The organism is Streptomyces sp. NPDC002853 (assembly GCF_053591915.1).
Genome location: NZ_JBSFUS010000004.1, coordinates 471,544 through 490,530 on the forward strand (window position 1 = coordinate 471,544; position 18,987 = coordinate 490,530).

Here is an 18,987-nt window from a genome sequence, read left to right on the forward strand (position 1 = left end):
CGTCGCGGACATGCTGAAGGCGACGCTCAGGAGCTTCCTCGCGCACAAGGGACGACTGCTGCTCTCCGCGCTCGCCGTGATCCTCTCGGTGGCGTTCGTCGCGGGCAGCCTCATCTTCTCGGACACGGTGGCCCGCACCTTCGACCGGCTCTTCGCCTCCACGTCCGCCGACGTGACCGTCGAGCCGAAGGAAGACCTCGAAGAGGCCGTGCCGTCGGGCCGGACACCGACGATCCCCGCCGAACTCGCCGACCGCGTCGCCGGGATCGACGGGGTCGCACGGACCCGTGTCGACGCGGCCGTCGAGAACATCACGGTCGTCGACGGCGAGAACGACCCGGTCGGCTCCACCACGGGCGCCCCCACCATCGCCACCAACTGGGCGCCCAACGATCGCAGCCCGGTGGATCTGACCTCGGGACACGCCCCTCGCGGCAAGGACCAGGCGCTGCTCGACAAGGACACCGCCGACAAGAAGGACGTGCGGATCGGCGACACCCTCACGGTGCTCGCCGCGCCCGGCTCGTTCAAGGTGAAGGTCGTCGGCATCGTCACCTTCACCACCACCAACCCCGGCGCCGCGCTGGTCTACCTGGACACGGCGACCGCCCAGAGTGAGCTACTCGGCGACAAGGACGCGGTGACGGGCATCTCGGTGGACGCCGCCCCCGGCGTGAGCGACACCGAGCTGAAGCGTCGTGTCGCCGCCGAGCTCGGCTCGGGCTACGACCTGAAGACCGCGGACGAACAGGCCGAGTCGGCGGCGTCCGAACTCGGCGGTTTCCTGGACGTCATCAAGTACGTGATGCTCGGCTTCGCCGGGATCGCCGTCCTGGTCGGCATCTTCCTGATCGTCAACACCTTCTCGATGCTGATCGCGCAGCGCACCCGCGAACTCGGCCTGCTGCGCGCCCTCGGCGCCGACCGCAGGCAGGTCCGCCGCTCCGTGCTCACCGAGGCGGTCCTGCTGGGCGTGGTCGGCTCCACGGTCGGTCTCGCGGCGGGGATCGGCCTCGCGGCCGGGCTCATCGAGCTGATGGGCCTGTTCGGGATGAACCTGAAGTCCACCGAGATGGTCGTCGGGTGGGGAACTCCCGTGGCCTCGTACGTCGTCGGGGTCGGCGTCACGTTCGTCGCGGCGTATCTCCCGGCGCGGCGTGCGGCACAGGTGTCGCCGATGGCCGCGCTCGCCGACGCGGAGATAGCGGGCGTGGGGCGGCCGTTGAAGATCCGCGCGACGGTCGGCGCGCTCGTCGGGGCGGCGGGAGCCGCCGCCCTGGTGGGCTGTGCCACCGCGCAGGAGACCGCGTCGGCGGCTTCCCTGCTCGGTCTGGGTCTCGTCCTGACCCTGGTCGCCACCGTGATCGCGGGACCGCTCCTCGTCCGTCCGGTGATCCGGGTGCTCGGCGGTGCCTTCCCCGCCCTGTTCGGCTCGGTCGGCCGGATGAGCCAGCGCAACGCGCTGCGCAACCCGCGCCGTACGGGTGCCACGGCGGCCGCACTGATGGTGGGCCTCGCCCTGGTGAGCGGCATGTCCGTGGCGAGCGCGTCGATGACCAAGTCGTTCGACGAACAGATCGACAAAACGCTGGGCGCCGACTTCGTCGTGCAGAACAGCAACTTCATGCCCTTCTCGCAGGAGATCACCGAGAAGGTGCGGGACACGCAGGGCGCCGGACTCGTCGTGCGGCAGCGGTTCACGCCCGTGAAGGTGTCCATGCCGGACGGCAAGAGCGTGGAGACCACCGCGGCGGGCTACGACCCACGCCTCGACGACGTGGCCCGCGTCACCTATGTGGACGGCGACACCTCACGGGCGCTCGCGCCCGGAAGCATCGCCATGCAGCGGGACTTCGCGCGGGACCACGAGGTCCGGACGGGCTCGAAGCTGCCCGTGGAGTTCCCCGGCGGGCGCAAGACGGAACTGACGGTGGGCGCGCTCACCGACCAGCCGGGAGCCGAGGGGTTCGGCGTCGAGGGCGGGATCTACTTCGGCATGGAGACCGTCGAGGAGTTCGTGCCGGGCGGCCAGGACTCCGCGCTGTACGTGAACGCGGCGTCGGGCACGGATGCCGACACGCTGCGCGACCAGTTGGAGAAGACGCTGGACCCGTACCCGCAGGTGCAGGTCCGCGACCAGGCCGACTACAAGGAACTGATCCGCGAGCAGATCGCCGTGATGCTCTACCTCGTCTACGCGCTGCTCGGCCTGGCGATCGTCATCGCGGTCCTCGGCGTGGTCAACACCCTTGCCCTGTCGGTCGTCGAGCGCACCCGCGAGATCGGCCTGCTGCGCGCCATCGGCCTCGCCCGGCGGCAGCTGCGCCGGATGATCCGCCTGGAGTCGGTGGTCATCGCGGTGTTCGGCGCGCTCCTGGGGCTCGCCCTCGGCCTGGTGTGGGGCGTCGCTGCCCAACAGGTGCTCGCGCTGCAAGGCATGACCGCGTTCGCGATCCCCTGGACGACGGTGATCGCGGTGCTCATCGGCTCGGTGGTCGTCGGCCTGGCCGCGGCCCTGCTGCCCGCGCTGCGTGCCTCACGCATGAATGTGCTCGCGGCCATCGCGCACGAGTGAGGTGTCGCGGTGTGCCGACCTGCCGCACCGCCCGGTCGCGGATGAAGTTGCGACCGGGCGGTGCGGCCTACTTGGCGGCGAAGCCGAACATCATGATGGTTTCCCTGCCCGCGGAGTACTGGGCGAGCAGATCGGAGCTGAGGAACAGCTTGTTGGCACGGAAGCGCACTTCGGAGATCAGGGGCGGCAGCGCGGTCGGCCGGGTGCCTGCGTCGAGCAGCACCTTCTCCTTCTTCAGGTCCCTGCCGTCGAGGGAGACGACCTGCGCGTAGGGGCCGCTCTTGTAGACGAGTACGTTCCCGCCGTCCATGCGGATCGGGAAGATGGGTGAGCTGTCGCCCGCCTCCACCTTCTCGCCCGTGGTCTTTCCCGTGGCCAGGGAGAAGACCACGATGTCGTTGGTCGACGAGTACTCCTTCGCCCCGTCGCGCCGCTCGGTGGGGACGTAGAGCTTGCCGTTGCCCGCCACGATGCCGCGGCAGTCCTGTACGACGGCGACGGTGCCGCACTTGTGCAGGTACTTGCCGTCCGCGAGGGCGATCCTCGTACGCCGATCGCCCTTCTCGCCGAGGGAGAAGACGTCCGTGGCGCCCGACGAGGTGATCTCACCGGAGTCGAGGGCGACGACCACGGGATCGGTGGAGACCACGCTGGGGCCGCGGACGCCCGCGGGCAGCTTGTGGGTCCACTTCGACTTTCCCGTGGCCGGGTCGAGGAGCTGGACCTGGAAGCGCTCCGATCCGTAGTCACCGCAGGAGCGGACCGCCACGAGCCGCTCGCCGCCCGCGTAGCCGACGTCGCGGCACTTGTCCCCCTGCTTCGGCTCCCACAGGACGTCGCCGCTGCGCAGGTCGAAGGCCGCGCCGCCGTAGAGGCCCCCGACGGCGGCCGTGTCACCGCTGATGGTGACCTGGTTGAACTCCGTCTTCTCCTTCTGGTAGCCGATGGTGAGCGACTTGCTCCAGAGCTTGTCGCCGTTGTCCACGTCGAAGGCGGTGATCTCGGTGCACGCGGCCTTGTTGCCCTTGTCGTCGTGCACTTTCGCCCCCGTGACGACGACGGCGATGTTGTCCTTGCCGACGTCCGGTGAGCCCGCGCACGACTCCCCCGGTTTCGGCAGGCGCCAGAGCTGCTTCCCCGAAGTGGCGTCGACGCCGACGATCGCTTCGACCGATGCCTTCGCGTACACCTTGTCGGTGAGCCAGGACCCCTGCGCCTTCCAAGTGGTATCCCCCTTGGGCAACTTGGGCTGCACGGCCTTGGTCGAGAAGAAGGCCTTGGGGTTCGCAGGCACGCTCTCCTTGGGCTTCTCGTACGCGGGTGCCGTACTGTCGCCGCCCGGCTTGGCCGCGGTCTTGTCCTTCGAGCCGTCGCCGGACGTCGTGGCGTACCAGACGCCGCCGCCGACGATCAGGGCGATCGCGGCGACGACGGAGACGACGATCGCGGTCCGGCGACCGGGGCCCCGTGAGCCCGGCGGCGGGGTGGGCGCCGGTATCGGCCGGTAGGCCTGATGGGGGCCGAAGCCGCTGGGCGGCGGGGCGACGGGCGGGCCGAAGCCCGGGGTCTGCCCCTGCTGCGGCGGTCCGAAGGCGCCTTGCGGGGGCGGGCCGAAGGCTCCCTGCGCGGGTACGGGGCCCTGGGGGTGCTGCGGGGGCTGTTCGGGGGGCGGCTGCGTCATCGTGGCTCCACTGCTGGCTGAGGGTAGGGGGTGTGCTGCTCGGCCGGGGGCCTCACCGGGCGAAGGAGAGCATGCGGGCGTTGCCTTCCTCGCCCTTGCCGCCATGGCTCTTGCCGTCCAGGCGCGTAGGGGCCACGAAGAACCGCTTGTCGGCGTAGAGGGTGTGGCCGGCGTACATCGCCGACTCCATGCTCTGGGCCGACGAGGTGTGCCGCAGCAGCACGTCGGGCTTGCCGCCGTCGGGGCCGAACCGCACGGTCCGGCCGCTCTTGCCGCCCTGCGCCTGCACGTAGGCGATCACCCCGGGCTTGCCCGCACCGGCGGCCGCGACCGGCGTGATCTGCCGCCCGCCCTCGACCGAACCGGTCCACTTGGATTTGCCCGTGCGCAGGTCGAAGGCGACGATCTTGTTGGGTCCGATGACGCCGTCCTTGGGCTCGCTCGCCAGGTGGAAGGTGTCCGCGTCGGCGACGCCACCAGGACAGTTCTGCACGCCCTCGCCGGAGTCCCCGGCCCCCGCGCACATCTCGAAGTCGTACGGGCCCTTGCCCATGTCGATCCAGGAGCGCTGGTCCCCCTTGTCGTCGACGGCGACGACGGCCCACTTGTCCATGTCGTCGCGATTTCGGACGGCGACCACGACGGGGTCGACGGAGTAGACCTTCTGGATGCTCCAGCCCTTCTTCGTCCGGTAGCTCCACTCGACGTCGCCGGTGCGGGGGTCGAGCATCTTGAGCCTGCCGTGCGTGTTGGGGCTGCCCGGCTGACAGGATTCGACCTGGAGCAGCCGCGAGCCGCCCGCGACGCCGTCGAGCGAGCAACCGCCCTTGCGCTCCCGCTCGGTGGTGTACATCCGCTTGCCGTCGCCGATGCGGTAGGCGCGCATGGTGGCGCTCTGGTCGACCAGGACGGTGCTGCCCGTGATGGAGACGTGCGTCGCGCTGGTGGCGTCCCAGAAGCCGCCGTCGACGAGTTCCTTGTGCCAGCCCTTCTCGCCGGTCCTCAGGTCGATCATCCGCAGCTGGTCGCACGACGAGTTCCGCTCGGACTTCTTCTTCGTGTACGCCACCACGACCTTGCCGTCCGGTGTGGGGTTCACGGGCGTGTCGCACACCGTGCCGGGCAGCGGCACCGACCACGCCTTCGAGCCGTCCTTGGTCCGGTATCCGGTGACCTCGTCGTGCTCGGCCTGGGCCACGATCCCGGGGACGTGCCAGAGGTCGAGGAGCTGGGCGCCCTTGCCCGGCAGCTTGATGTCGTTCATGGCGACCCAGGCCTTGGCCTCACCGGCCTTGCGCCCCGCGTTGACGTCGATCACGGCGGCCGATCCGTCGTCCTTCGCATCGGAGTCCGCGTCCGGGTCCGCCGACTCCGGCCCGCCGTCCGGCGATTGTTGTGTCTGCCCGGCGACGGGCTCACGGGAACCGCTCCCCTTCCCGTCCCCGTCCGCTTGCGTGACGGCGTAGAAGCCCACACCGATCAGGACCAGGGCGAGGGCACCGGCGCCAAGGGCGAGGCGGAGCTTTCGCGTGGTGCCCGCCGGGGGCGCCGGCTGGACGTAGGGGTTACCGGGCACGGGCTGATGCACCGGCTCGGACTCACGATTGACCATGAACGAGATTCTGGACCAAGCATCGCTCTTTCTAGAGACATTTTCTAGAAAAAGTTTCCACCGCAGGTTTCCGCCACGACCCGGAGGGCATCAGCGGACGCCGGAAACCACTCGCTCGGCGGGCGGCCGCACTGCTTACATCTCCCCCATGAGTGATCTCCACATCCGCCGCGCGACTCCTTCGGACATCGACGGCGTACTGCGGTTCTGGCGCGAAGCCGCGAAGGGCACGAGCGTCAGCGACGACCACGACGGAGTGGCGCGCCTGGTCGCCCGCGACCCCGACGCCCTGCTGCTCGCGGAACGCGACGGCCTCCTCGTGGGCACCGTGATAGCCGGCTTCGACGGCTGGCGCTGCCACCTCTACCGCCTCGCCGTGCACCCGGACCACCGCCGTCAGGGCATCGGCTCGGCACTGCTCGCCGCGGCGGAAGAGCGTTTCGTGGGCCTCGGCGGGCGGCGCGGCGACGCCATGGTCCTCGACCGCAACGAACAGGCCCATCACACGTGGCACGCCGCGGGCTACGCGCCCCAGCCGCAGTGGAGCCGCTGGGTGAAGCACCTCCTCGACTGAGGGGCCGAGCGCTGGGTACCCGTACGCGGTCCGCAGGAGTGGGCTTTGCTGGTCCTTTAATATGGACGGACCACTCGAACGTCTACGAAAGGTGTGAGCGTCCGCCCATGGGCGAGCCTCCCAGTACCCGACATCGCGCATTCCCCCGGTCCCTGCCCGATCATGGGACGGAGGTGACCCGATGACCGAAGTGCTCCTGCTCCTGGTGGCGGTGCTGCTCTCACTGGCCTGTGGCGTCTTCGTCGCGGCCGAGTTCTCCCTCACGACGGTCGAGCGCAGCGAGCTGGAGCGAGCCGCCGAACGCAGTGAGCGCGGCGCCGCGGGCGCCCTCAAGGCCGTCAAGAACCTCACCTTCCAGCTCTCCGGGGCCCAGCTGGGCATCACCGTCACCAATCTGGTCGTCGGCATGCTCTCCGAGTCCTCCATCGCCAAGCTGATCTCGGGCCCGCTGCGCGCCATGGGCATCCCCACCTCGGCGTCCTCGTCGATCGCCCTGGTCATCGGCACGGCCCTGTCGACGGTCTTCCTGATGGTCGTCGGCGAGCTGGTCCCCAAGAACTGGGCGATCTCATCCCCACTGGCCGTCGCCAAACGGGTGGCGACACCCCAGCGCCTGTTCAGCGCCCTTTTCCGGCCCTTCATCGCGCACCTGAACAACACCGCGAACCGCTCCGTACGCCGCTTCGGCATCCAGCCCACCGAGGAGCTGGCCTCCGCGCGCAGCCCCAAGGAGCTGGTGGCGCTCGCCCGGCACTCCGCCAAGGAGGGCTCGCTGGAGCCGGACACCGCCGAGCTGTTCGTGCGCACCCTGAACCTCGCCGACCTCTCCGCGCAGAACGTGATGACGCCGCGCGTCCAGGTCATGGCCCTCGACGTGATGGCCACCTGCGAGGACGTCGCGAACGCCACCCGGGCGACGGGCCTGTCCCGCTTCCCCGTCTACCGCGGCAACCTCGACTCGGTCGTCGGCGTCGCGCACATCAAGGACGTCCTGGCCATACCGGCCGAGCGCCGGGCCCGCTTCCCCGTGGCCGAGCTGATGCGCGAGCCCCTGCTCGTACCGGAGACGCTGACCGTCGACCGCCTGCTCGACCGGCTGTCCGGCAAGCGCACGATGGCCGTGGTCATCGACGAGTACGGCGGCACGGCCGGCGTCGCGACCCTGGAGGACATCGTCGAGGAGGTCGTCGGCGAGGTGCGCGACGAGCACGATCCGCACGAGACGCCCGACATAGCGGCCGACGGCAAGGACGACGACGGCCGGACGCGGTACTCCGCCGACGGCTCGGCCCGCACCGACCAGCTGGCCCGCGTCGGCCTGCGCACGCCGGACGGACCGTACGAGACGCTCGCCGGACTCGTCGCCACCGAACTCGGCCGCATCCCCGCCGAGGGCGACACCCTGGAGGTGGGCGGCTGGCGCCTCGACGTGGTGGACGCGCGCGGCCGCCGCGCGGCCCGCGTCCTGCTGCACGCGCCCTTGCACGACGACCACCAGGAGGAGGAGCGATGACCGCCGTCCAGTTGTTGATCGGCCTGGCGACCCTCGTCGTCAACGCCTTCTTCGTGGGCGCCGAGTTCGCCCTCATCTCCGTACGCAGGAGCCAGATCGAGCCGTACGCCGAGGACGGCGACCGGCGCGCCAAGAGCGTGCTGTGGGGCCTGCGGCACGTCTCCGCGCTGCTGGCCGCCGCGCAGCTCGGCATCACGCTGTGCACGCTGGTGCTCGGCATCGTCGCCGAACCCGCCATCGCGCACATCCTGGAGCCGCTGTTCGACGGCGTCGGGGTCCCGCACGGCCTGGTCCACCCGCTGTCGTTCGTCATCGCCCTGGCCCTGGCCACGTATCTGCACATGCTGCTCGGCGAGATGATCCCCAAGAACATCTCGCTGGCCGAGCCCGTGCGCACCGCGCTGCTGCTCGGCCCACCGCTGGTCGCCGTCGCACGGGCGCTGCGCCCGGTGATCTTCGCGATCAACGCCTTCGCCAACGGCCTGTTGAAGCTGCTCAGGGTCGAGGCGAAGGACGAGGTGAGCGCGTCCTTCTCGGACGACGAGCTCGCCCGGATGGTCAAGGACTCCGGCGAGGCGGGGCTGCTCGACGACCGCGCCCAGGAGCGGCTGCACGACGCCCTGGAGCTGGGCCGCCGCCCCGTCAGGGACGTGGTGCTGCCGCTGGAGAGCGTGGTCTACGCCCGCGTGGGCGTGACGCCCGAGGAGCTGGAGCGGCTTTCGGCGGAATCCGGCTTCTCACGCTTCCCCGTCGTGGACGACGGCCGCCGTATCGTCGGCTATCTGCACGTCAAGGACGCGCTCGACCGGATGCCGCGCGATCTGCCGTTCCGCGTGCCGGACATGCGGAAGATCGCCCAGGTCAGGGAGACCACGCCGCTGGACGACGTGCTGACCGCGATGCGCGGCAGCCGCACGCATGTGGCGGCGGTGCTCGGCTCGGACGGCAGGCTCGCCGGCATGGTCACGATGGAGGATGTACTGCGGGAGCTGTTCGGTCAGCCCGTCTGAGGCCGGAGCCGGAGCCTTGCGGCCGTGGCCGCGAAGCGAGGGGGAAGTGCACAGTGAGTCAACTGGTCCTGCGCGACGTGTCGTACGGCTATCCGGAGCGGCCCGTGCTCGAACGGGTCTCCCTCTCGGTGCGGCCCGGCGAGAAGGCGTGTGTCATCGGTGAGAACGGCTCGGGCAAGTCGACGCTCCTGCGCCTGATGGCGGGCGAGTTCGCGCCCGCCGACGGCGAGGTGGCCGTCGTCTCGGACGGCGGCACCGGCTATCTCGCGCAGACCCTGCGCCTTCCGCCGCACGCCACCGTGCAGGACGCGGTGGACGACGCGCTCGCCGAGCTCCGGGATCTGGAGCGGCGGATCCGCGAGGCGGAACAGACGCTCGGCTCGGCCGGTGAGGCCGAACTGGCCGCGTACGGAGACCTCATCGCCGCCTTCGAGGCACGTGAGGGCTATCGCGCCGACGCACGCCTCGACGCGGCGCTGCACGGACTGGGCGTACCGCACCTGGAGCGTTCGCGCACCCTGGGTTCGCTCTCCGGCGGTGAGTCCGCACGCCTCGCGCTCGCCTGCGTGCTGGCACCGCAGCCCGAGCTGCTCCTCCTGGACGAGCCGACCAACCACCTGGACGACCAGGCACTCGGCTGGCTGGAGGAGCGGCTGCGCGCCCACCGGGGCACGGTCGTGGCCGTCACCCACGACCGCGTCTTCCTCGACCGGGTCGCCGAGGTGATCGTCGAGGTCGACGGCGACCGCAGGTCCGTGGCCCGCTTCGGCGGCGGCTGGCACGGCTATCTGGAGCAGCGCGCCACGGCCAGGCGCCGCTGGGAGGAGCGCTACCGCGAGTGGAGCGAGGAGATCGCACGCCAGGAGCACCTCGCCGAGGGCGGCGCCAAGCGGATCGCGGTCGGCTGGCGGATGAGCGAGAGCCCTCGCTTCGCGAGCAACAACCGTTCGGTGGAGGGGCAGCTCTCCGGGATCGTGCGCAACGCGCGCGAGCGGCTGCGCAGACTGCGCGCCGATCCGGTGCCACGCCCGCCCGACCCGCTGCACTTCACGGCCGGCGAGGGCCTGGCGGGCGGCGACCACCCCTTCGTACGCCCGGTCGCTCTGGCGGACGTCGCGGTGGGCGAGCGCCTCGCCGTCGAGCGCCTGGCCCTCGATCCTGGTTCGCGCACGCTGGTGACCGGCGTGAACGGCGCGGGCAAGTCGACGCTGCTCGCCGTCCTCGCCGGTGCGCTGACCCCGGATCGCGGAGAGGTCCAACTCCCCCCTCGTGTCGGCTACTTGCCGCAGGAGATCGAGTACCTCGGTCACGAGGACACGACGAGGCCGCTGCTCGACGCCTTCGCGGCGGGGCTACCGGGGCTGCCCGAGGACCACACGCAAGCGCTGCTGTCCCTCGGTCTGTTCCGCGAGGAGGACCTGGCCGTGCCGGTGCGGGGGCTCTCCGTGGGCCAGCGCCGACGCCTGGCGCTCGCACGCCTGGTGACGCGCCCGGCCGACCTCCTGCTGCTCGACGAGCCGACGAATCACCTCTCCCCCGCCCTGGTCGAGGAACTCGACGAGGCCCTGGCGGAGTACCGCGGCACGCTGGTCGTGGTGTCGCACGACCGCAGGCTGCGCGAGCGGTTCCGGGGAGAGCGGCTTTCGGTGCAGGCCGGGAGGCCGGCCGTCGCCTAGGTGGCGGTCCGTCCCTCGCGGGCGGTCGGCGTCTCCGTGAGGCCGGGTCCACGCGCCCCGACGTTGGCGGCACCGACCGCCGTGAGCACGGCGAGCAGTGTCGCCATGCCCGCGGTGGCCAGTGCCGCCTTCCAGTCGACGTCCAGGAGGGTGGTCGCCCCGGCGACCAGAACGGCGGCGAGCGACTGCGCGAAGGTACGGAGCGCACGCTCCGCGGTGGCCTTCCAGAATCCAGCGGTCCACATGTCTGGCCCACCCTCTCGTGGTGTACGGGTCAACACTTGGCATACCGCTGTTGTGTGCCGCTGCCCAGAAGGCCGACGGGCCGCCCTCAGAGTTCGAGGCGGTGGCCCGTCGTCGCGTCGACGTGGGAGGGGATGTCGTCGTGGCGGTCGCCGACCGTCGGGGTGCCGGTGGGCTCGAAGAGCAGGATCTTGGCGCCGGACGGGGCCGACGGCTTGTGTTCGATGCCGCGCGGGACCGTGAAGACGGTGCCCTTGGGAAGGGTGACCGTGCGTTCGCCTGTCGGCTCGCGCAGGCCGATGAGCAGTTCACCCTCCAGGACCAGGAAGAACTCGTCGGTGTCGTCATGGACGTGCCACAGGTGGTCGCCCTCGACCTTGGCCACGCGTACGTCGTAGTCGTTGACGCGGGTGACGATGCGGGGGCTCCAGAGGGCGTCGAAGGAGGCCAGGGCCTTGCCGAGGGGAATCGGTTCGTTGCTCATGGGTCCAGCGTCCGGCATGGGCCGCCTCCCCCGTGAGTGGTAGGAACAGCTTATGTCGCAAGGATCCTCTCAACCCGCCGGAAGGCGGCACCCGCATCGGGTCGTCGTCATCGTCGACGCGAACTCCAACCCCTTCGAGCTCGGCTGCGCGACCGAGGTCTTCGGGCTGCGCAGGCCCGAACTCAGGCGTGAGCTCTACGATTTCAGCCTCTGCTCGCCCGAGCCGCGCACCCTGATGCGGGACGGCTTCTTCACTCTCTCGGGCGTCGCCTCGCTGGACGCGGCGGACTCGGCGGACACCTTGATCGTGCCCAACAGGCCGGACATCGAGGTTCCCCGCCGCCCGGCCGTCCTGGACGCCATTCGCCGGGCGCACACCCGGGGCATCCGGCTCGTCGGCTTCTGCAGCGGCGCCTTCACGCTCGCCGAGGCCGGGGTGCTCGACGGACGCCGGGCCACCGCGCACTGGCAGTGGGCGGACGACTTCCGGGCCCGCTTCCCCGGCGTACGGCTCGAACCGGACGTCCTCTTCGTCGACGACGGCGACATCCTGACCGCGGCGGGCAGCGCCGCCGCCCTCGACCTCGGGCTGTATCTGGTCCGCCGTGACCACGGCGCCGAGGTCGCCAACGCGGTGAGCCGCCGCCTGGTCTTCGCCGCCCACCGGGACGGCGGGCAGCGGCAGTTCGTCGAGCGGCCGGTGCCCGAGGTGCCGGACGAGTCGCTTGCGCCGGTCCTCGCCTGGGCCCAGGAGCGGCTCGACTCACCCCTCAGCGTGCCGGAGCTCGCGGCGCGCGCCGCACTCAGCCCCGCCACCCTGCACCGCCGCTTCCAGGCCCAGCTGGGAACCACTCCCCTGGCCTGGCTCACCGGCGAACGCCTCGCGCTGGCCTGCCGGTTGATCGAGCGGGGCGTGGCACCCTTCGACACGGTCGCCCGACGCAGCGGACTCGGCACCACCGCCAATCTGCGCGCCCTGATGCGCCGCGAGACGGGGCTGACGCCCTCGGCGTACCGGCGCAGGTTCGGGCCCGCGCCGGAGTGAGGCGGGCTAGCCTTGACGCGTTCGGTGCTCACGGCAGGCCCATGGGGGGGCGAAGCATTGACGATCCACGACCATCACGCGGACCTGGCATCGGAGCGATTGGATGTGCGGCTGGCCGCCGTGAGCGCGCTGGAGCAGCTCCTCGCGGCCTCTTCGTCCGACGGTGATCACGACCTGATCGTCCACGGGCTGGTCGAATTCGTCCGGCGGAGTGTGGTGGATCCGCGTCTCGGGCATCAAGGGCCCCTATACCTGCGGGCCCGGGAACCAGTGGCTCTGGCCGCCGATGTCCAGGCCGCCCTCACCGCCCTGGCCCGGCGTCATGAAGCCGTCGAGGCGCGCCGCCCGGAACTGAACGGTCTCGACCTGCGCTCCGCCGACCTGAGCCGCGGGCGATGGACACACGCCCGGCTCAATGGCAGCGACCTGCAGGACGCCGATCTGCGCGAAGCCGACCTGCGGGACGCCGACCTGTCGTGGGCCTTCCTGGAGCGGGCAGACCTCACGTCCGCCCAGCTCGGCCGCGCCAATCTGACCAACGCGCACCTGTGGGAGGCGAACCTGCGAGGCGCGCAGGCAACGCACGCCTGCTTCTGGGGAGCCGACCTCCACCACGCCCACGGCGAGAACGCCCGGCTCGAGTTCGCCGGCCTGCATGGGGCCGACCTCGACCACGCCGACCTGCGGGGCGCGCAGTTGCCGTATGCCTCGTTCAACGCCGCGTCCGCGCGCGGCGTCTGCCTCAAGGGTGCCCTGCTCCACTTTGCCGACCTGCGGAAGGCACGGCTCGACGACGCCGATCTGACGCAAGCGCGGCTGGAAAACGCGGCTCTGTCGAACGCCCTGCTGCGCAACGCCCGGCTCACCGGCGCCTCTCTGCGGGGCTGCCAGATGGTCAAGGCCAATGCCCAGTACGTGGATCTGTGCGGCGCGGATCTCTCCCACACGGGCCTCGGAGCCTCCGACCTCTCGTACGCCGACCTGCGCGGCGCCGATCTGAGCGACGCGTACATGTTCAACACCCGGCTGCACCGCGCCGACCTCGCCGGGGCCCGCCTCGACCGGGCCAACCTGCACAGCGCGGACCTCACCGAGGCCTGGGGACTCGAACCCGAACAGCTCAGCACCGCCTGGGTCTACGAGAAGACCCTCCTCGACCCGGAGCTGGCGCGGCATCCCCTGGTGCGGGAGCGGATCGCGGCGACCGAGAGCCGGTTCGACTGACCGGCGTCCCACCGACCGGCTCGGCTCGATACTCAGCTGACCGTCCGCAGCCGGCCCAGCTGCTCGAACCGGTCACGGAAGCCCTTCGCCCGGCCCTGCGGCAGCCCCCAGAGCCTGCCGATCTTCGGAAGCGCGTCGGTCATCTCCCGCGACTGGGACCGGACCTGGATCAGAAAGCGCAGCTCAGGCCTGAAGCACTGCCACCACAGGCGCCGCCGCAGATCGGCGGGCACCTCCGAGGAGGCAATGCCCATCAAGGTCGCGATCTCCTCGGGCAGCTGAGCGGGCGTGGCCCTGGTGAGACGGCCCACGATCTTCGCCACCAACGAGATTCCGTGACCGCACACCTCGGTCAGTCCGACCGCCTCGCTGCGCACCGCCATGAGCAACTGCCGGGAGGTGTCGGAGGCTTCGCCGAGCGCCAGTGCCTCGTCCAGCTCCACGCGGTGCCCGCGGAAGCGGCGAGCCCTCGTGCGGAGTTCGGCCAGGCGCGGCCACACGTCCTCGATCCGCCGGGCGTCGGCCAGCGCGACGGCCAGGAACACCGGAAGCACGAGGTCCTGCTCCCGGGCGAGTTCGCGGTAGGCGCGGTCGGCCGCCTCGCCGGTGAGCAGTCGGTCCTCCAGCTCCCAACCCCGTTCGCAGAAGTAGTGGCGGAAAGGCATCCGGGCGGTCGCGGGCGCGTAGGGAAGGCCGAGGAGGTTCGCGAAGGACTGGGCGGCATGGGCCCGGTACGTCACATCGCCCAGAACCGGGGCGCAGTATCCGTCCGAGAGCGACGGCAGGTCGTCGCAGTAGGGATCGCGCAGCAGCGTCAGCTTCGGCGTGAACCAGCCCTGTGCCTCACAGGCCGCAAGCGCCTCACCGGGGCGCACGGGGCGTCCGGTCACCAGCGTCCAGGCGTCGGCCACCTCCCGTACCGCATCCGCCCAGTAGGTGCCCGCCGGGAGCTCCCGCTGGTGGGCGAGAGGCGAGATCAGGGCGCGGTAGGACCTGAGGCTCTGTTCGTAGAGTCGCGCCGGCGCGTCGTCCGTGTGCGAGAGGGGTGGCAGGCTCACGAACACGTCGTCACCGAGGAGTTGGTTGAGCCTCGCGGCGGGCACGAGGTGCTCGCCCGCGTAGTAGATCCGGTCGGACATGATCACCCGGTCCGCGAACGCGGCCAGGTCCCACAGGGTCAGCGGCGTGAGCCACCGCCGGTCGCCGGCCAGCAGGCGGTCGGCGATCCCCACCGTCGTGGCGTCCATGTACACGCTGTTGCGCCCGGAGGCCGGGCGCCAGTCGGCCAGGGCCCGCAGATCTGCGGGCGTCGCCTCGTCGAGGTGGAGGATCCCCGCGTCGACGGCCGAGCGGGTCGACGGGTCGGCGCTGTCCCACCGGGAGACCCGGCCCGCGACGCGCTCCGCGCTCGCCCGGCAGCTGTCGAGCATCTCCTCGGGCGTCCGTGCCGCCAGGGGGTCGTTGTTCTGCGGCACGTCCGGCCCTCCGGGATATGGACTCCGACATCGGACTCCATCATCCACCGCGGCGGCCTCGCCGAGGCCCGATCTCCACCATCCCCGTCAGCGCCGCCGGTGCGCGCCCCTGCCGCGGGCCACCGCCTTCGCGTCCTTCTTGAACGCCCACTCCATCTCGGGTTCCATCGCGAACTTGAAGAGGCGCTGCACCGGCGGGGTGCACAGCGCGGTGATGAGGGCCGCGGCGCAGAGGGTGACGGTGATCTCGCCCAGCGGGGTGTGCAGCCAGCCGAGTTCGTACCAGTCCCAGAAGCGGGAGCCCTTGGCTACGAAGCCGTGCAGCAGATAGCCGTAGAGCGTGCCCGCGCCGAGCGCGGTGAACCACAGTCTGCGGCCCGGCACCCAGGCGAAGAAGCACGCCACGAGGATCGCCGAGCAGCCGAACATGCCGAGCGTCATCACGGCCCCGGACCAACCGGGCGCGGCGAGTTCCTGTGCGCTGTCCCTGCGGTAGAACCAGGCGGCGTTCATGCGCGGCGCCGCCCAGTACGCGAACAGCAGGGCGCCCGCGAAGACCGGCAAGGCCAGGATGCGGGCCTCCCGGCGGCGCACGATCTGGAAGTGCTCGGGCTTCAGGCACAGGCCGAGGACGAAGAACGGCAGGAACTGCAGGACGCGTTGCAGGTCCAGGTCGTCGCCGATGTCCGGCGAGACGGAGGCGAGTATGGCGATGGCCAGCGCGATCGGCAGCGGCCGGCGGACCAGCTTCCACAGCGGGGTGGTCAGCCGCCAGACGAAGAGCGCGACCAGGAACCAGGTGAGGTACCAGGGGTCGAGCAGGCTGATCGGGTACGTCGGGTCGTCGCCCGCCCAGCGCTTGAAGAAGGTGTAGGCCACCTCGAAGATGACGTACGGCACCGCGATGCCCGTCACCAGGCGCTTGAGACGGTCCGGGCTCGCGTCGAAACTCCGCGAGAAGTAGCCGGAGATGACGATGAACGCCGGCATGTGGAAGGTGTAGACGGTGATGTAGAGCGCGGCCGCCGCCCGGCTGTCGCCGCGCAGCGGCTCCCAGGCGTGACCCATCGCGACCAGCACGATCGCCAGGTACTTGGCGTTGTCGAAGAACGAGTCCCGGCGCTTGACCGGAGGCTTCGGCACCACCGTGGGGGGCGCCGAAGCCTCCGGAGGGGCATTGCGCGCGGCGGGCAGCGGCGCGCTCAGTGCCCCGGCCCGGTGCACCGAGCGGACAGGCTCACTCACGGGACCTCCCGGGGGAACCCGGGCCCGCGGTCTCGCGTCTTACGTCCAATGCGGGTGCTACACCTGTGTAGAACATCACGGGCACCCTAGCCACCGGAGCCCCCGCACGTACAGTCACGCCACCTGTGAATCAGTTGAGCGCCGCCGGTGAGGGGCCGACCAGCTCGGACAGCACGTCCTCCATGGTGACGAACCCGAGCACCGTGCCGCTCTCGCCGGTGACCGCGGCCAGGTGACTGCCCGCGGCCCGCAGCGCGGTCAGCGTGTCGTCGAGCGGGGTGTCGATGTGCACCCGCGTGACCACGTGCAACGCGGCGCGCGGGAAGGGCCGGTCCCGCTCGGCGATGCCCAGGGTGTCCTTGATGTGGAGGTAGCCGAGCAGGGTGCCCTCGGGCCCCGTCACCGGGAAGCGGGAGAAGCCCGCGTCCGCGGCCACCTGCTCCAGGCGTGCCGGGGTGACCGTGTGTTCGACGGTGCGCATCCTGACGGCCGGCACGAGGATCTCGCCGACCGGCCGGGTGCCGAGCTCCAGCGCGTCGCGCAGCCGCTCGCCGTCGGCCGCCGACAGGAGACCCGCCTCGCTGGAGTCAACGACCATGCGGGCGAGCTGGTCGTCGGTGTAGACGGACTCGACCTCGTCCTTCGGTTCGACCCTGAGCAGCTTGAGGAGGGTGTTGGCGAAGGCGTTGATGCCGAAGACGACCGGCCTGAGGGCACGGGTGAGCGCCACCAGCGGCGGGCCGAGCAGCAGGGCGGTCCTGGCGGGCGCGGCGAGCGCGACGTTCTTGGGGATCATCTCGCCGATCAGCATGTGCAGATACGTCGCCACCGTCAGGGCGATGACGAAGGCGATCGGGTGCACCAGGGCGTGCGGGATGTGCACCGCCTCGAAGGCGGGCTCCAGGAGGTGCGCGATGGCGGGCTCGGCGACCGCGCCGAGCACCAAGGAGGAGACGGTGATGCCGAGTTGGGCGGTGGCCATCACCGCGGAGATGTGCTGCAGGCCCCACAGGGTGATGCGGGCGCGTTTGTCGCCCGCCTGGGCGCGGGGCTCGATCTGGCTGCGGCGCACGGAGATCAGGGCGAACTCGGCGCCGACGAAGAAGGCGTTGGTGAGCAGGGTCAGGGCGCCGATGGCGAGCTGGAGCGTGGTCATCGTGCCTCCTCCACTGCCTGGCGGGGCACGTGGAGCGCGGGTTCGGTGATGCGGATCCGGTCGGCGCGATGGTGCTCGACCGCCAGGACGGCGAGCCCCCAGCCGTCGAGGTCGAGCGCGTCGCCCTCGGCCGGGATGCGGGAGAGCCGGGTGGCGATCAGTCCGGCCACGGTCTCGTACGGCCCGTCGGGCGCGGTGAGTCCTATCGCCGCGAGCTGGTCGATGCGGACGCTCCCGTCGGCCTCCCACACGGTGCGGCCGTCGGGGGCCGCCTGGGCGGGCAGCAGGTCGGGGACCTCGATGGGGTCGTGCTCGTCGCGGACCTCGCCCACCACCTCCTCGACGATGTCCTCCACCGTCGCCACACCGGCCGTGCCGCCGTACTCGTCGATGACCACGGCCATCGTGCGGGTCTCCCGCATCCGCTCGAGCAGCCGGTCGGCGGGCAGGCTGTCGGGCACGAGAAGGGGCTCGGTGGCCAGGTCGGTGACCGGGGTGAGCCGGCGCTTGTCGGGGGCCAGGGCGAGCACGTCGCGGATGTGGACGGTGCCGATGACCTCGTCCAGGCTGTCGCGGAAGACGGGGAAGCGGGACAGGCCCGTGGCGTGCGTCAGGTTCGCCGCGTCGGCGGCCGTGGCGTGCGCCTCCAGGGCCCGTACGTCGACGCGCGGGGTCATCACGTTCTCCGCGGTCAGGTCGCTCAGGTGCAGGGTGCGCACGAACAGTTCGGCGGAGTCCGCCTCCAGGGCGCCCTCGGCGGCCGACCGCCGGGCGAGGGCGACCAGCTCCTCGGGGGTGCGTGCGGAGGCCAGCTCCTCGGCGGGTTCCAGGCCGAAGCGGCGTACGACGTGGTTCGCGGTGTTGTTCAGGTGCCGGATGAACGGTCCGAAGGCGGCGGTGAAGCCGCGCTGGGGTGCCGCGACCACCTTGGCTACGGCCAGCGGCCGGGAGATCGCCCAGTTCTTGGGCACCAGCTCGCCGACGACCATCAGGATCACGGTGGACAGCGCCACACCGAGGAGGGTGGCCGTGGTGGGAGCGGCGCCGCCGAGACCCGCGGCCTCCAGCGGGCCGCGCAGCAGCGCCGCGAGCGACGGTTCGGCGAGCATGCCGATGACCAGCGAGGTGACGGTGATGCCGAGCTGGGCACCGGAGAGCTGAAGGGTCAGCCGCCGGACCGCCTTCAGGGCGCTCTCGGCGCCCCGCTCGCGCGCCTCGGCGGCACGCTCCAGGTCACCGCGCTCGACGGTGGTCAGGGAGAACTCGGCCGCCACGAACACCGCGCAGGCGAGCGTGAGGAGCAGGGCGAGCAGCAGAAGCAGGATCTCGGTCACCGTGCCACCCCCGTTCCCTCGCGCTCGGACAGCGGGCGGGACGTGGCACGGTTCGTACTGGGAGGCTCACCCATTGCGGGTCCGTGGCTCCTTCTCGTACTCGTACGAAGCGTCGTACGAGGGCGGTGGCGTGGAAGCGG

Annotated in this window: 15 protein-coding genes; 7 read left to right on the forward strand and 8 right to left on the reverse strand. The window is 71.1% G+C overall.

Going from position 1 to position 18,987, the window contains the following annotated elements:
* Positions 1–10 precede the first annotated feature (10 nt).
* Positions 11–2,575, forward strand: a complete 2,565-nt coding sequence (locus tag ACWD02_RS13435) for an ABC transporter permease (protein ID WP_451208685.1) — start codon at positions 11–13, stop codon at positions 2,573–2,575.
* Positions 2,576–2,642: 67 nt separating this feature from the next.
* Here ACWD02_RS13435 and ACWD02_RS13440 read toward each other — a convergent pair whose 3' ends face one another.
* Positions 2,643–4,256, reverse strand: coding sequence for an outer membrane protein assembly factor BamB family protein (locus tag ACWD02_RS13440; RefSeq protein WP_451208688.1), 1,614 nt, complete (start codon positions 4,254–4,256; stop codon positions 2,643–2,645).
* A gap of 52 nt (positions 4,257–4,308) precedes the next feature.
* Entirely contained in the window at positions 4,309–5,868 is a 1,560-nt protein-coding gene (locus ACWD02_RS13445; protein ID WP_451208691.1) for an outer membrane protein assembly factor BamB family protein, read from the reverse strand.
* Between the two features lie 139 nt (positions 5,869–6,007).
* Between ACWD02_RS13445 and ACWD02_RS13450 the strand changes: the two genes are divergently transcribed.
* The 4 genes from ACWD02_RS13450 to abc-f all read left to right on the forward strand — a co-directional run bounded on the left by ACWD02_RS13450 (position 6,008) and on the right by abc-f (position 10,641).
* Positions 6,008–6,442, forward strand: a complete 435-nt coding sequence (locus ACWD02_RS13450) for a GNAT family N-acetyltransferase (protein ID WP_451209218.1) — start codon at positions 6,008–6,010, stop codon at positions 6,440–6,442.
* 181 nt (positions 6,443–6,623) lie between these two features.
* Positions 6,624–7,955, forward strand: coding sequence for a hemolysin family protein (locus ACWD02_RS13455; protein WP_451208694.1), 1,332 nt, complete (start codon positions 6,624–6,626; stop codon positions 7,953–7,955).
* Positions 7,952–8,965 carry a hemolysin family protein gene (locus ACWD02_RS13460; protein ID WP_451208697.1) on the forward strand — a complete coding sequence of 338 codons (1,014 nt, stop codon included), beginning with the start codon at positions 7,952–7,954 and terminating at the stop codon, positions 8,963–8,965. Before ACWD02_RS13455 ends, ACWD02_RS13460 begins: the two co-directional genes overlap by 4 nt.
* Positions 8,962–10,641, forward strand: coding sequence for a ribosomal protection-like ABC-F family protein (abc-f, locus tag ACWD02_RS13465; protein ID WP_451209221.1), 1,680 nt, complete (start codon positions 8,962–8,964; stop codon positions 10,639–10,641). Before ACWD02_RS13460 ends, abc-f begins: the two co-directional genes overlap by 4 nt.
* Here abc-f and ACWD02_RS13470 read toward each other — a convergent pair.
* Together ACWD02_RS13470 and ACWD02_RS13475 are read right to left on the reverse strand one after the other, a co-directional pair.
* The gene (locus tag ACWD02_RS13470) at positions 10,638–10,886 is read right to left on the reverse strand and encodes a holin (protein WP_451208700.1); all 249 of its coding nucleotides are present in this window, start codon (positions 10,884–10,886) and stop codon (positions 10,638–10,640) included. The two genes, abc-f and ACWD02_RS13470, sit on opposite strands and share 4 nt — an antisense overlap.
* A gap of 86 nt (positions 10,887–10,972) precedes the next feature.
* Complete coding sequence (locus ACWD02_RS13475) at positions 10,973–11,368, reverse strand: cupin domain-containing protein (protein WP_451208702.1); 396 nt, start codon at positions 11,366–11,368, stop codon at positions 10,973–10,975.
* A 52-nt stretch (positions 11,369–11,420) separates the two neighbouring features.
* Between ACWD02_RS13475 and ACWD02_RS13480 the strand changes: the two genes are divergently transcribed.
* The gene (locus ACWD02_RS13480) at positions 11,421–12,413 is read left to right on the forward strand and encodes a GlxA family transcriptional regulator (RefSeq protein WP_451208705.1); all 993 of its coding nucleotides are present in this window, start codon (positions 11,421–11,423) and stop codon (positions 12,411–12,413) included.
* Between the two features lie 57 nt (positions 12,414–12,470).
* A complete protein-coding gene (locus ACWD02_RS13485; protein WP_451208707.1) occupies positions 12,471–13,637 on the forward strand; it encodes a pentapeptide repeat-containing protein in 1,167 nt (388 codons plus the stop codon).
* A 32-nt stretch (positions 13,638–13,669) separates the two neighbouring features.
* Here the strand turns inward: ACWD02_RS13485 and ACWD02_RS13490 are convergent, their stop codons facing one another.
* The 4 genes from ACWD02_RS13490 to ACWD02_RS13505 all read right to left on the reverse strand — a co-directional run bounded on the left by ACWD02_RS13490 (position 13,670) and on the right by ACWD02_RS13505 (position 18,847).
* Positions 13,670–15,112, reverse strand: coding sequence for a hypothetical protein (locus ACWD02_RS13490; RefSeq protein WP_451208710.1), 1,443 nt, complete (start codon positions 15,110–15,112; stop codon positions 13,670–13,672).
* An 87-nt stretch (positions 15,113–15,199) separates the two neighbouring features.
* Positions 15,200–16,357, reverse strand: coding sequence for an acyltransferase family protein (locus ACWD02_RS13495; protein ID WP_451208712.1), 1,158 nt, complete (start codon positions 16,355–16,357; stop codon positions 15,200–15,202).
* 130 nt (positions 16,358–16,487) lie between these two features.
* Positions 16,488–17,513, reverse strand: a complete 1,026-nt coding sequence (locus ACWD02_RS13500) for a hemolysin family protein (RefSeq protein WP_451208715.1) — start codon at positions 17,511–17,513, stop codon at positions 16,488–16,490.
* On the reverse strand, positions 17,510–18,847 hold the full coding sequence (locus ACWD02_RS13505) for a hemolysin family protein (RefSeq protein WP_451208718.1): 1,338 nt from the start codon (positions 18,845–18,847) through the stop codon (positions 17,510–17,512). Before ACWD02_RS13505 ends, ACWD02_RS13500 begins: the two co-directional genes overlap by 4 nt.
* Between the last annotated feature and the right edge of the window lie 140 nt (positions 18,848–18,987).

Coding starts and splice junctions, on each gene's coding strand:
- ACWD02_RS13435 (WP_451208685.1), top strand. CDS start 11: ATGCTGAAGGCGACGCTCAGGAGCTTCCTCGCGCACAAGGGACGACTG.
- ACWD02_RS13440 (WP_451208688.1), bottom strand. CDS start 4,256: ATGACGCAGCCGCCCCCCGAACAGCCCCCGCAGCACCCCCAGGGCCCC.
- ACWD02_RS13445 (WP_451208691.1), bottom strand. CDS start 5,868: ATGGTCAATCGTGAGTCCGAGCCGGTGCATCAGCCCGTGCCCGGTAAC.
- ACWD02_RS13455 (WP_451208694.1), top strand. CDS start 6,624: ATGACCGAAGTGCTCCTGCTCCTGGTGGCGGTGCTGCTCTCACTGGCC.
- ACWD02_RS13460 (WP_451208697.1), top strand. CDS start 7,952: ATGACCGCCGTCCAGTTGTTGATCGGCCTGGCGACCCTCGTCGTCAAC.
- ACWD02_RS13470 (WP_451208700.1), bottom strand. CDS start 10,886: ATGTGGACCGCTGGATTCTGGAAGGCCACCGCGGAGCGTGCGCTCCGT.
- ACWD02_RS13475 (WP_451208702.1), bottom strand. CDS start 11,368: ATGAGCAACGAACCGATTCCCCTCGGCAAGGCCCTGGCCTCCTTCGAC.
- ACWD02_RS13480 (WP_451208705.1), top strand. CDS start 11,421: ATGTCGCAAGGATCCTCTCAACCCGCCGGAAGGCGGCACCCGCATCGG.
- ACWD02_RS13500 (WP_451208715.1), bottom strand. CDS start 17,513: ATGACCACGCTCCAGCTCGCCATCGGCGCCCTGACCCTGCTCACCAAC.